At 39.2% G+C, this 13159-nt stretch carries 12 protein-coding genes; 6 read left to right on the forward strand and 6 right to left on the reverse strand.

What is annotated here, in order from left to right:
- Positions 1-662 precede the first annotated feature (662 nt).
- From K8P03_RS05550 to K8P03_RS05560, 3 genes are read right to left on the reverse strand one after another with little or no spacing between them, the layout of a single operon-like run.
- A complete protein-coding gene (locus K8P03_RS05550; RefSeq protein WP_223419119.1) occupies positions 663-1205 on the reverse strand; it encodes a tRNA (mnm(5)s(2)U34)-methyltransferase in 543 nt (180 codons plus the stop codon).
- On the reverse strand, positions 1205-1756 hold the full coding sequence (locus K8P03_RS05555; RefSeq protein ID WP_223419121.1) for an ImmA/IrrE family metallo-endopeptidase: 552 nt from the start codon (positions 1754-1756) through the stop codon (positions 1205-1207). Before K8P03_RS05555 ends, K8P03_RS05550 begins: the two co-directional genes overlap by 1 nt.
- Positions 1756-2151: a helix-turn-helix domain-containing protein gene (locus K8P03_RS05560; RefSeq protein ID WP_223419123.1), complete on the reverse strand. Its 396-nt coding sequence runs from the start codon at positions 2149-2151 to the stop codon at positions 1756-1758. The genes K8P03_RS05555 and K8P03_RS05560 overlap by 1 nt, the downstream gene beginning before the upstream one ends.
- Before the next feature lie 166 nt (positions 2152-2317).
- Between K8P03_RS05560 and K8P03_RS05565 the strand changes: the two genes are divergently transcribed.
- The 3 genes from K8P03_RS05565 (at position 2318) to rlmH (ending at position 4510) form a co-directional block, all read left to right on the forward strand.
- Positions 2318-3559 (forward strand): DNA polymerase Y family protein, encoded by a 1242-nt coding sequence (locus K8P03_RS05565; protein ID WP_223419125.1) that lies wholly within the window; start codon positions 2318-2320, stop codon positions 3557-3559.
- 64 nt (positions 3560-3623) lie between these two features.
- A complete protein-coding gene (locus K8P03_RS05570) occupies positions 3624-4028 on the forward strand; it encodes an ATP cone domain-containing protein (RefSeq protein WP_223419127.1) in 405 nt (134 codons plus the stop codon).
- The gene (gene rlmH / locus K8P03_RS05575; RefSeq protein WP_223419129.1) at positions 4028-4510 is read left to right on the forward strand and encodes a 23S rRNA (pseudouridine(1915)-N(3))-methyltransferase RlmH; all 483 of its coding nucleotides are present in this window, start codon (positions 4028-4030) and stop codon (positions 4508-4510) included. Before K8P03_RS05570 ends, rlmH begins: the two co-directional genes overlap by 1 nt.
- A gap of 897 nt (positions 4511-5407) precedes the next feature.
- Here rlmH and K8P03_RS05580 read toward each other — a convergent pair.
- From K8P03_RS05580 to K8P03_RS05590, 3 genes are read right to left on the reverse strand one after another with little or no spacing between them, the layout of a single operon-like run.
- Positions 5408-6634: a diphosphate--fructose-6-phosphate 1-phosphotransferase gene (locus tag K8P03_RS05580; protein ID WP_223419131.1), complete on the reverse strand. Its 1227-nt coding sequence runs from the start codon at positions 6632-6634 to the stop codon at positions 5408-5410.
- 2 nt (positions 6635-6636) lie between these two features.
- On the reverse strand, positions 6637-7449 hold the full coding sequence (locus K8P03_RS05585; protein WP_223419133.1) for a Cof-type HAD-IIB family hydrolase: 813 nt from the start codon (positions 7447-7449) through the stop codon (positions 6637-6639).
- 49 nt (positions 7450-7498) lie between these two features.
- Positions 7499-7969, reverse strand: coding sequence for a PTS sugar transporter subunit IIA (locus K8P03_RS05590; RefSeq protein ID WP_223419135.1), 471 nt, complete (start codon positions 7967-7969; stop codon positions 7499-7501).
- A gap of 300 nt (positions 7970-8269) precedes the next feature.
- Here K8P03_RS05590 and K8P03_RS05595 point away from each other — a divergent pair, with 300 nt between their 5' ends.
- Genes K8P03_RS05595 through thrB form a run of 3 tightly spaced genes read left to right on the forward strand, consistent with a single transcriptional unit; the run spans position 8270 to position 13082 of the window.
- Positions 8270-9583: an aspartate kinase gene (locus tag K8P03_RS05595; RefSeq protein ID WP_223419138.1), complete on the forward strand. Its 1314-nt coding sequence runs from the start codon at positions 8270-8272 to the stop codon at positions 9581-9583.
- Between the two features lie 26 nt (positions 9584-9609).
- Entirely contained in the window at positions 9610-10791 is a 1182-nt protein-coding gene (locus tag K8P03_RS05600) for a homoserine dehydrogenase (protein ID WP_223419140.1), read from the forward strand.
- Positions 10788-13082: a homoserine kinase gene (gene thrB, locus K8P03_RS05605; protein ID WP_223419143.1), complete on the forward strand. Its 2295-nt coding sequence runs from the start codon at positions 10788-10790 to the stop codon at positions 13080-13082. The genes K8P03_RS05600 and thrB overlap by 4 nt, the downstream gene beginning before the upstream one ends.
- Positions 13083-13159 lie beyond the last annotated feature (77 nt).

A 13159-nucleotide genomic window follows, 5' to 3' on the forward strand; every position in this document is an offset into this window, starting at 1 on the left:
ACTCGCTTCGCTCGGTCGAAACGAGTGATGGTGATTCTCTCAATTTCTCAAAGTTTTTGATGGTTTTTTGTAAAAAAGTCATCACCTTTACTTATTTATCAAGTCTTTTGTAAGTGAAGGAGGCGTTAAGAAAATCTCACTGACAGTCATCTATGAAACGAAATGGAATAAATACTGTGAATTAATTTTTAAATGTAAAACTAAAGTCAGACTAGATTGAGATTTTTAGCCGACTGAATGTCAAAAAAATTTGGATATAGTTCAACACAAACAGGGGAACCGCTATATCAACAGTTTGCCGCAGGCAAACACATTATCCCCCGAGAGGGGTCGCCCGGAGGGGGTAACGGAAGGGGTTTTAAAGGGGACCCGATGGGGGAACGTGCGAAACGTTCCCTTGGGGTCCCCTTTATTACGAAGATTCAATTGTAAATAAAATTATCACATATAATACAGATAGCTTATCTCGGATAAGAAATTAAGGAACGTAATCTTTTTACAATTAACGCTCCTATTCGTCGCGTCACTTGTAAAAAATTACATAAGGTTTTTCATAAATTTCTACTGCGGTGCTTTGCACCTTGAGAAATTTTGAAAACCGTAAAAACTTTGATTTCAAAGTTTTTACTACCATTAATCTCGGACGAAAAAAAGAACTATTTCTAGTTCTTTTCAATAACAATAATATATGGTGGGTTTTTTGGTCTATTTTGGTAGGATAGTTTCATTACGGCGTATTTTTTTGGATCGATTTTTGCTAGAAATTTTTCTAATTCTTCGCTTTCTACCTTGCCTGCTGGGTGGCCGGGGTAGATGGTTAGGATGACTATTCCATCTTTATTTAGGAGGCTTAGGGTTTTTTCTAGGCTTTTGATTGTGCTTTTGTATTGGGTGGTGATTTCCTTGTTGCCTCCTGGAAGGTAGCCCAGGTTGTAGATGGCGAGGTCTAGGCCTTCTTTTATATATTTATCTATTTTGTCGTGACTTGCTAGGTGAAAGATAAACCTCGGGTCTTTTCCTATTAGGTTTTTAGATTCAATTTCCGCTTCTTTTTGGATATCAAAGCCGTAGAGTTTTTCGATTTGGGTATTTTTTAGTATATATTTGCTGTCATTTCCCTTGCCTACTGTCATGTCTGCGGCAATTTTTGCGTCCTTTTTTTGGTCTATTATTATTTTGACAAGGTCTGTGACTCTCATTCCCATTAGTAGGACCTCAAATTTCTAGAATCTTTGCCGTCGATTTGCCTAAAGAAGTCGACCTGGCTTGGGTTTTCTTTTCTGATGGGCATGCCCATCCTGTGCATTTCGTTTAATTTAAAAATCATGAGGTTGACGTTGACGTCGTAGAGGCTGGCTAGCTCGTTGTAGGTGTAGCCTTCTATTATGTCTTCCATGAGCCTTTTTTCATCTAATAAGAGGTGGGCGGCAAAGATGTTGGCTTCGATTTCCATTTCGCTATTGATGTCAAAAAGCTCGTATTCTACCAAAGTTTTCTTGGCATTTTCCTGGTGGTAGAGGTCGTGACCTAGTTCGTGGGCAAAGACCATGGTCCTTATCCTGTAGTCGACGTTGGGATTATAGAAGACAAAACGACTATCAAGTATTATCTTATACATGCCAAGGAGTTTTGTGTCTTCCTTGAAGGGAATGAGATGGACTCCACGTTCTTCAAGGATTTCCCTAGGATCTCGACTGCCGTGGGTCTTGATTAGGTCAATGACGTCCTCATAGATTTGGTCATAGGAGTAGGCCATTATTTATTGGTCCTAAATTTTTTGCTGTCTTGTTTGGCTATATAATAAGCCTCGGAGATGGCATCTAGGATGGCTCTTTTGTCTTCTTCTGGGATTTCGCCTCCTGCCATAAGACCGATGACTCCGTCTACTAATTCCTCTGCTTCTTTGCCTGCCTTAAAGCCGTATCTCTCACGGGTGGTTAGGACGAAGTCTTCCTCGTCTGTGACTAGGTAGTCGTGGCTGGTGTTTAGGGCATCGGCCAAGAGGTCGTAAGTCTTTCTGTACCTTGGTTTTGACAGACCTAGCTCATAGCGAGATATGGTTTTTAGGGATACATTAACCATTTCAGCTAATTCACCTTGGGTTAACTTTTTTTCTTCTCTTAGACTTTTTAATTTGCTTGCAAAACTCATAATACTCCTCTTTTTCTTTTTGAAATTTATCCTTTTTGAAAAATCTTGTTGACAAAAGACATTTAGTGTCTTATAATTTACTTACAGTCACTTATTGTCTTAATTATACATTAAGAGTCCAGAATAATCAAGAGTTTTATTAAATATTCACAAGAAGGAGTCTACAATGAAGAGAATCATCCTACATTCAGATATGAACGCCTGCTATGCATCTATAGAGGCCAAGCTCAATCCAGCCCTTAGGGGCAAGGCCATGGCTGTGGCGGGCAATCCCAAAAATAGGAATGGGATTATCCTTGCCAAAAGCCAGGAAGCCAAGGAGATGGGGGTCAAAACCGGTATGCCAATCTGGGAGGCACTCACCCATTGTAGGGACCTAATACTCGTGCCACCCCAATATGACCAATACCTCAAACATTCAAAAATGGCCAAGAAAATCTACTACGATTACACCAACCAGGTCGAATCCTTTGGCCTTGATGAGTGTTTCCTAGATGTGTCTGGTTCTACCAGGCTTTTTGGGTCGGGAATGGACATAGCTAGGCAAATTTCTAGGCGTATGAAGGAAGAAGTTGGCCTTACAGTGTCTATTGGGGTTTCATTTTGCAAGATTTTTGCCAAGCTTGGATCAGATATGAAAAAACCTGACGCCATCACAGTCATTGACCAGGATAATTGGAAGGAAAAAGTCTGGCCACAAAAGGTCGAGGCCATGGTGGGCATCGGCAGGGCCACCAAGGGTAAGCTAAACCGCATTGGAATTTACACCTTGGGCGATTTGGCTAAGACTCCTGTTAGCCTTTTAGAAAATCTCCTAGGTATTAATGGGGTCTATCTTTGGACCTATGCTAAGGGCGAGGACAGGCGCCCGGTTGTGGATATAAATCACAAGGACATCATAAAAACTATTGGCAATTCTTCAACTTGTAGGAAGGACCTTTTAAATAATGGCGAGGTCAAAAACGTCATCCAGGAGTTGAGTTTTTCTGTATCAAGAAGGCTCAGGGAAGCTGGCCTTGAAGCTAATGGGGTTGAGGTTTTTGTGAGGGACTCTGAATTATTTTCCCAACACTTTGCAAGTGATCTTAAACTTGCCAGCCAATCTTCCATAACCCTGGCAGACGCTGGGTTTAAGCTATTTTGTCAAAAATATGACTGGCCTTTACCTGTGAGGGCTGTTGGGATCAGGGCCACCAAGCTAAGGCCATTGGGGTCTGGCAGCCAGCTTGATATTTTCACCGAATGTGACAAGTATTTCAAGGAAGAATCCTGCGATAAGGCCATCTACGAAATCAGGAAAAAATACGGCAAGAACGCCATTTCCTTTGCCGCCCTCAAAAGGGACATCAAACTGCCAAAAGAACTCAACGAAATTATTACCCTACCCAACAGGCACTACAATTCCTGATAAGCTTTGGCAGATTTTGGGTATAAAAATAAGTAGAAGAATGTTTAGAAATTAGGAGAAAAAAATGACAGAAAAAATATTAAATTTATTGACAGATTTTTTGAAAAATAACAAGATTGAGGGCCTAGACCTTGTAGAAATCGCCAAATCTTTGCCAGTTGATGAGATAATGGAAATGGTCACAGGCCGTGATGAATATGTAGTAAAAAGAAGTGGAAATATTGAAAAATACAATGAAGATAAGATTTCTAGATCAATTAAAAACGCAGCCGACAGGGCAGGTATGCAAATAAACACATCTGATGTTTCAATTATCCTAAAAGATGTGGCAGATAGGCTATTTCATGGCGACGACAAGAGGATTACAAGAACTACAGAAGTGAGAGACATTATCCTAGAAGCCTTGGAAAATGACGGATTTTCAAAGATTAGCCAGGCCTACGCTGACTACGCCAAAAATCAAAACTAATGTTAATTAAAATAATCGGCGTAGGGAAAATCAAGGAAAGATTTTATAGGGAGGCTATCGCCGAGTACCAAAAAAGGATGACCGCCTACAACAAGGTTGAAATTGTGGAAGTGGCCGACGAAAAGGCCCCAGAAACCCTGTCAGAAAAGGAAATCGACCATGTAAAAACCGCCGAGGGCGAGAGAATTTTATCTAAAATCAAGGACGACGCCTTTGTCGTGACCCTAGAAATAAATGGCAAGGCCCTGGACTCGATAAAATTTGCAAAATTAATCCAAGACGAAATGCTAGATGGCTTTGGCAGGGATATAGTTTTTGTCATAGGCGGATCAAATGGACTGGGAGCCAATGTCCTAAAAAGGTCCAATTATAGAATATCCTTCGGCAAAATGACCTATCCTCATCAATTAATGAGGGTTATCCTAATGGAACAAATATATAGGGCTTACAGGATAATAAATAAGGAGCCGTACCATAAGTAGGTTTCTTATCCTAGATAAGTTATTATCTTTATCTTTATCTTTAAAGTGATTATTTTATTTACAGTTGAATCTTCGTAATAAAGGGGACCCCAAGGGAACGTTTCGCACGTTCCCTCATTGGGTCCCCTTTAAAACCCCTTCCGTTACACCCTCCGGGCGACCCCTCTCGGGGGATAAGGAGTTTGCCTACGGCAAACTGTTGATAATGTGGTCTCCTTGTATTAGTGTTCGTATATCCACATAGATTTCTAATCTTCAGGTTGCTAAAAATCGCAAACTCGGCTACGCCTCAAACAAGCGATTTTTGTAATGTAACCCTTGATTAGAAATCTTTGCCCGACAAAAGGGAGAATTGGTCTCGGTGTTCTAGTTTATGTAATGCTCGTTTGGCTTTCGCCAAACATTGCTAGATGAGTTTTACTCTTTGAATAAGAGTATAAAAATAATTTCAAGAATATCTTAGAACTCACACCATCGTTTCTGAAGCGAGGGGAGGAGCTTCGGACTATTTCTCAGATTTTTAGAATTATCTTTATATAACAAACTTTCTAACTACCCTGAAATCAACTTAAATTAACAGCCCCGTCTCGAATCCTACCGTAGGTAGGTGAGAGACCTCCATCGTTTTCTTCATCAAGGGTTCCGTCTATGCATTGTTATTATCCCAATTCTTTGTAATTCACTCAAAAATCCCGATGTAAGAGCGAACCCAATTCGGGGAAAACTATAGAGACCTCTCGTTGCTTTACTCCTCGAGGTGGGTGTATTTTTACTCGAACTATTCCTCAAAGTATTATCATAGAATATATACAATAAATAATATGATTCCCACAAAATCAATTCAAACAAAAACCAGCCAAGCTCGTAAAATTCGAGCCTAGCTGGTTTTGGTTTTTCCTAAATTTCCCTAGTGAAATCTTCTATTTTCACAAATACTGGCATGCCTTTTTCGTAGGTTTGGTCTACTTCGCCTTCGATTAGAGGTAGGGCGTAGGCTTGGATTTTTTCTTCTAGGGTTTTCTTGTCAACTAGCCATTCTTGCGGGATTTTCATTTCCCTGTTGGCTATCTCATCTGGGGCTACTTCTGTGTAATAAACTTCGTAGTCCTCGCCTTCTTTTCTCCTTAAAACTGGGACGAGATTGGTTCTATCGGTTCCTATTTCAACTGCTTTGTAGCCTAGGTTGTAGGCTTCTTTCGAGTCAACTTCAGAAATAAGAGTGTTTGATCTTTGGACAATATTTAATTCTACTGCCCTAGACTTGATGTCAAGTCTATCCCTAACTAAATCGGCAAGTCTTTGGCCAACTCCTGACACGATTGGGTGGTTGAAGCCGTCTTTGGTGTTGGTGAAAACTTCCTCAGATAAAATTCCACCTGTATCTCTAAAGCCTTCAGCAATTGCAACTAGGAGATTTTTCTCGGTTTTCAAGCCCTTTTTGATGTCGTCTAAGAGTTCATCTATAGACATTTCGTCTTCTGGAATATATAGGAGATTGACCAAATCTTTTGGATAATCGTAATTAGCTATGAGGCTTGATGCGGCTAGCCAACCTGCGTGGCGGCCCATGATTTCAACAAAGGTCACACTTTCTAGGTCGTAAATATCCACATCACACCTTAAAGACCTCAAGGTTGAGGCGATATATTTGGCAGCTGAACCAAAACCTGGAGAATGGTCCATGCCTTCAAGGTCGTTGTCGATTGTCTTTGGACAGCCAATCACATTGATTCCCTCAATTTTTTTGTAATCTATGTAGGCATTTAATTTCTTGACTGTATCCATGGAATCATTGCCACCTATATAGACAAAAAGTCCGATGTCATATTTCTTAAGGACGGCAAAAATCTTCTCATAAACCGGACTATCTAGGTTATCGTCAAGCCTAAACCTGCAAGAACCAAGGATAGAGGCAGGTCTTGCCTTAAGTTTTTTGGTCATATTGTCTTTGGTAAAGACCTCAGCGTCCACAAGCCTGATATGCTCATTAATAATTCCTTCAATCCCGTTCATAGAAACAAAAATTTTCTCAAAATCATTATCAATACCGCTGTCGATTACACCTGCCAAAGATGAGTTAATAACAGAGGTTGGTCCACCTGATTGGGCAACAATTAGATTCATTTCTACTCCTTATTCAATACAAAATTTTCTAGGTAATAAGCAATTCCATCTTCATTATTCGATTTTGTAACATAGTCTGCGATATTTTTTATAGACTCAACCGCATTTCCCATAGCAACACCTGTTCCAGCCACTTCAAACATGGATATATCGTTCATTTCATCGCCAAAAACTATGGTATCCTTGATGTCAATTCCAAAAATCTTGCAAGCTTCAATAATTGATGCCCCTTTGGAAAGACCCTTAGGCATTACTTCATAATAAAACCTAGAAGACTTGACCTGCTCAGTCACATCGCCAAACTTCTTCAAAAGCTCCCTAGCAGGCTTGTCAATTTTTTTAGGGTCCTGGGCAAAAAGAAATTTATTTGGGGCAAAATCAAGCCTATCCCTAAGGTCGGGAATTTCTTTGATTTCCATATCTATAATTTTTGACTCACGCTTAACATAAAAACCATCGGCCCTATCGGTAAGGATATATTTTCTATCAAAAATCATAAGTTCCAGGTCTAGATCCTTTGTAAATGCAAGGATTTCCATGGCTAGGTCATAATCCATCCTGTGGCTTGAGAGGACTTTCTTTTCCTTAAATTCATAGAGCTCCCCACCATTAAAGGAGGATAGGACACCGCCATATTTGTCAAAGGCAAGGGTCTTTGCCTGGTGCCTTAGCCCGGAAGTCGCCCTGCCCGAAACAATCATCACCTCATGACCAGCCTTGGTCGCAGCTATCAGAGCCTCTCGAGTCTTCGCCGTAATCTGGCCCTTGCTGTTAACCAGGGTTCCATCAACATCAACTGCAATTAATTTTTTCATACAACTCCTAACTTATTCTTTCTTTTCTATTCTTCTCTATATTTTCTATTTATTTTGGCTCGCAAATCCTAAAAAATTCATCACCGTAATTAACAACACCCTTTTTGAGGATTTCAACCTTTTTGATCTCTGGGTTGGTTATAACAACAGGTGATTGGATATTTTTGCCAGCCTTTTTAATTTTTTCTAGGTCAAATTCAAGCAAAAGATCTCCGCTTTCGACCTTATCGCCCACTTTTTTGTAAGACTTAAAGCCATTCCCATCCATATCAACAGTATCAATGCCGATGTGGATTAGGACCTGGAAACCTGCTGGATTTTTAATAGCGATTCCATGCCTGCAATTGGCAATGATAGAAACTGTGCCATCACAAGGGGCATAAACCTTGGAACCAGTAGGGATAATCAAAACCCCAGCCCCAACAATACCCTGGGAAAAAATAGGGTCTACACAGTCCGTAAGGTCCAAAACTTCACCATCCATGGGTGCAAAAAATAATTTTCCGTCAAAATCAACCATAAAATCCTCTTTCTATAATAAAAAAATCTCTAAAAGGCAAGCCTTTAAAAATAATATGTAAAATTAACTCTCCTCTTTACTATACCATTAAATGGCGAAATAGTTTTGTTTGAGATGAAATATTTTATTAAAAATTCCCCTTCCTTATGATGTCAAGTGGGATTACGTTTTCATTACTTTACCATAGTTATCTGATAATTGACAACTGGGATAAAAAATGTATAGTTTTTTAAACTGCTTTAACGTGATGTAGAAATATAGTTAAGGATTTTATATTATTTTTTGATAAAGGGGAAGATGATGAAAGTTGCTAAATTTGGAGGAAGTTCACTGGCTGATGCCGGCCAGCTTCAAAAAGTTAAGGATATAATTCAAGCGGATAAGGACCGCAAATACATAGTTGTTTCTGCGCCAGGAAAGGGTGTCAATAACAACCACAAGGTCACCGACCTTCTTGCCATGTGCCACCAGCTAAGTGACCACGACCTAAATTTCAATGAGGTTTACAAAATAATTGAGGATGTCTATAAAAATATAGCCGATGACCTTGGCCTTGCTATTGATATTGACTCTATTCTTGCCGATGTTAAGGAAGAGATTACAAATGGGGCCTCCTACGATTTTGTTATTAGTCGTGGTGAATTTATGAGTGCCCAGGTCCTTGCTTCCTTTATTGGGTATGATTTTGTTGATGCCAAGGATTTGATTTTCTTTAATGAAGGTATCCTTAATTTAGAAAAATCTCAGGAAAATATAAAAAATATCCTATCAAAGCATGACAGGGCTGTCATCCCAGGTTTTTATGGCCAGGAAGATGGCGATGTTAAGACCTTTTCACGTGGAGGGTCTGATGTGACAGGCTCTGTTATTGCTTCTGCCATGGATGCCCAGATCTATGAAAATTTTACAGATGTGTCTGGATTTTTGGTCGCAGATCCAAGGATTGTCAAAAATCCTTGCCCAATTGAGACTATTACTTACAAGGAACTCAGGGAGCTTTCCTACATGGGGGCCAATGTCCTCCACGAAGAGGCGATTTTCCCTCTTAGGGACAAAAATATTCCGATTAATATCAAAAATACTAATGCTCCAGCCAAGGCGGGCACCCTCATTGTTTCAAATTCTGACATCAAAAATAAGCGTATCCTAACAGGTATTACCGGTAAAAAAGACTTCACTTCTATTACCCTGGAAAAGGTAAATATGAACAACGAAAAGGATTTTTTTAGGAAACTTACTACAGTTTTTGAGTCAAATGATATTTCGATTGAGCATATGCCTTCGGGCATTGATACGGTTTCTGTTCTCGTGGCAGATTCCTATATTACGCCAAAACTCAAAAAAGTTCTCGAGGAATTGCAGATATATCTTAATGTTGATAGCATTTCTTGGGAGAGGGACATTTCCCTAATAGCTGTTGTTGGTCGTGGCATGAAAAAGGAAAAGGGTGTGTCTTCTAGGACCTTTACCGCCCTTGCCAAGGAAGGCGTCAATGTCAAGATGATAAGCCAGGGATCAAGCGAGATTAACATCATCATAGGTGTCGAAACCTGTGATTTTGAGAAGGCAATCCGTGCTATTTATGACGAGTTTTATGGATCTAAGCAAGATTGAGGCAAGATTATACCAGGAGATTTGATTTGAAAATTGCGATTATGGGCTTCGGCACTGTTGGTACAGGGGTCGAGGAAATTTTATATAAAAAAAGAGAAATTTTACGAAAACATAAGCTGGATATAGAAATTGACAGGGTTTTAATTAAAAATATAGGCAAAAAAAGAAATCCCTTTGAAAAAGCTTTGACTTTTACAGACGATTTTGATGAGATTTTAACTTCGGATGTGGACACAGTTATTGATGTGACAACAAGTCTAGAAGAAACCTACCAGAGAATGGTCGCCCTAATGAAGGATGGGAAAAATGTTTTAACTGCAAATAAGGCTGTAGTTTCAAAATATTTTGAAGAATTAAATGACTTGGCCAGGGAAAATGAGGTTTACTTTTCCTACGAAGCTGCGGTTGGTGGGGCAATTCCCCTAATCCATCCCCTTATGGAAGAGGCACTTTTCAATAATATGGACAAGGTTTTTGGGATTTTGAATGGAACAAGCAACTATATTCTATCAAAAATGGAAATGGAGGGAGCTTCCTATGAAGATGTCCTAAAAAAGGCCCAAGACCTGGGCTTTGCAGAGCTTGATCCGACAGCAGATGTGGGCGGCTTTGACTCTATGAGAAAAATTAGGATTCTTTCTTCGATGATCTACAATGCAAAGATTAATGAGGAAGAAATCCCAACTTTCGGTATTCAAAACATCAAAAAAGCTGATTTTGACTTTGCAAAAAACATAGGATATTCAATCAGAATGCTGGCCAAGTCAGAGCTAAAAGATGGCAAGATAAATATATCTGTAATTCCTAGCTTTGTAAACGACGAATTTTTTGCCAAAACTTTCAACGAAACCAATGCTGTCAAGGTTTGGGGAGAAAATTTTGTCTCCTATGAACTTAAGGGGCCAGGGGCAGGCAGGCTTGAAACAGCAGAAGCAGTTGTTCGTGACCTTTTGAGAATCCTATCAAGAAGGGAAATTCCTGCTTTTTATGATGGAGAAAATCACTATGAGGTCGAAAATATTCTCGAAAATAAATTTTACATCAGGTGCGAGAAAGTAAGTCCAGCCTTGAAAGATTTGATTAAATTTGAAAAAGTATGTGGAAATGATCACTTCATTCTGACAAAAAAAGTCAGCCTAAGTTCTTTAAAACCAATACTTATAGACCTGGGAGACTTTTTCCTAGCAGAAATTGAGGAGGATATATGAAATTTTTATCGACAAGGAATGCCGATCTAAAAATATCAGGTAGACAAGCCATTGTGAAGGGGATTTCCGATGATGGGGGACTTTTTGTACCAGAATATTTTCCAGAATTTGACATCGGGAAAAATTTGGACCTGTCCTACACAAAGATGGCCCAGAAAATCCTTTCTCTTTATCTGACAGATTTTGACAAGGACGACCTTTTGGAATTGATAGAAAAGTCTTACTCGACTTTTGAAGATGAAATTGTAAAAATCGCCTACCAAAAAGACTATTACCTAGAACTCTACCATGGCAGGACATCGGCCTTTAAGGACTTTGCCCTCTGTCTTTTGCCAAATCTTTTGGCCTATGCAAAAAAATCCCTGGGTATCAAGGAAAAAACCTTGATTTTAACAGCAACATCAGGGGACACTGGCAAGGCCGCCTTGGAAGGTTTTTACAATACTGAAGATATTGATATTTTGGTTTTGTATCCGACTGAGGGTGTTAGTGACATTCAAAAGCTCCAGATGGATTCAACAGATTCCCTAAATTCAAAGGTTATAGCAATCGAAGGCAACTTTGACGATGCCCAGAGTGCTGTCAAAAAAATCTTTAATGATGAGAATATAAAGGCAGACTTAAAAGAGAAAAATACTTATCTATCGTCAGCAAATTCCATCAATATAGGCAGGCTCCTTCCCCAAGTTGTTTACTATTTTTATTCCTATGCAGACTTGGTAAATAAAAACGAAATAAAGTGTGGGGATAAGGTATCTTTTTGTGTCCCAACTGGTAATTTTGGAGACATTTTGGCTGGTTTTTATGCCAAGGGAATGGGGCTTCCTGTTGGAAAATTAATAATTGCTTCAAATGACAATAATGTTTTGACAGATTTCTTTACAACAGGCACCTATGACGTCAACAGAGACCTAGTCAAAACAATTTCGCCATCCATGGATATTTTGGTTTCGTCAAATCTTGAAAGGTTAATTTTCCACAAGTCTTCGGATGAGGTTGTTAGAGAAAAGATGGAAGATTTAATAAATAAGGGAAGCTTTTCTTTTGACGGCGATTTTTCTGAATTTATGGCGGGCTTTGCTAATAAAAAGGAAACCGAAGAAGCCATTAAAAAAGTTTATGAAGATGAGGGATATTTGATAGATCCCCATACAAGTGTGACCAAGGCTGTTGTAGATAAATTAGGACTTGGGAAAACAATGATTTTATCAACAGCTAGTCCTTATAAATTTGCCGCATCAGTCCTAAGGGCCTTGGGAGAAAATCCAAAGGAAGACGAATTTGAAAATATAAGGACCCTTTATGAGAAAACCCAGGTAAAAATTCCTAGGGAAATTAGGAAATTAAAGGGCAAGAAAATAATCCACAAGACAAAGATTAAAAAAGATAAAATCGCCACAGAAGTCCTCAAATTTGCTGGTCGTGGCAAGAGAATTGCTGTGCCTGCCACATCAGCCAACCTGGGCCCAGGCTTTGATGCTCTGGGTTTGGCTCTAGGACTTTATAATACTTGTGAATTTAGGCCTAGTAATGATAAAGAGATTTTTGAGGAAAACCTAAAAGAAAACCTCATCTATCAAGCTTATAAATATTCCTTTGATTTTTATAAGGAAAAGCAAGTGCCAGTTTCTTTTGACCTTGAAGCGGATATTCCTGTATCAAGGGGCCTTGGCTCATCTGCAGCTTGCATAGTTATGGGAATTATGGCAGCCTTTGACATCATGGGAAGAGATTTTGACAAAAAAGAAATCCTAAAAATTGCCACTAGCATAGAAGGTCACCCAGACAATGTGGCCCCAGCCATCTTCGGTGGGGCGGTGGTTTCTATCCTAGAAAATAATCAAGTTTATCTAGAAAAAATTGCAATTTCAGATAAGTTTAAGTTTTTGGCCCTAATTCCTGACTTTAGACTTTCAACCAAAGAAGCAAGAGGGGCCCTTCCAGAAACTTACCCAAAGGCTGATGCAGTTTTCAATATTTCGAGAGTAGCTATGCTGGTTTTAGCTTTGGAATCGGGAGATGAAAACAATTTAAAAATCGCCCTTCAAGATAAAATCCACCAGCCATGCAGGTTTAAACTCATTCCAGAAATAGGAAAAATCGAGGAAATAATAAGAGATTCTCGTGCCCTAGGCTCTTATTTAAGCGGTGCTGGATCTACAATAATGCTAGTCTTAAAAAAAGATGATCAAATCTCAGAAAAAGAAATAAGGGAAAAATTAGGAAAACTATCAAAGACCTATGACCTAAAAGCTCTAGAAATTGATAAAAAAGGCGCTTTCATAATCTAAAAAAAGAGAAAAAACTCCACCACACTTATAAAAACCCCAGGATTTTGCTTAATAAATTACCCAAAAGGATTATAGAA

It is taken from the genome of Anaerococcus murdochii, assembly GCF_019957155.1.
Classification (GTDB): Bacteria; Bacillota; Clostridia; order Tissierellales; family Peptoniphilaceae; genus Anaerococcus; species Anaerococcus murdochii.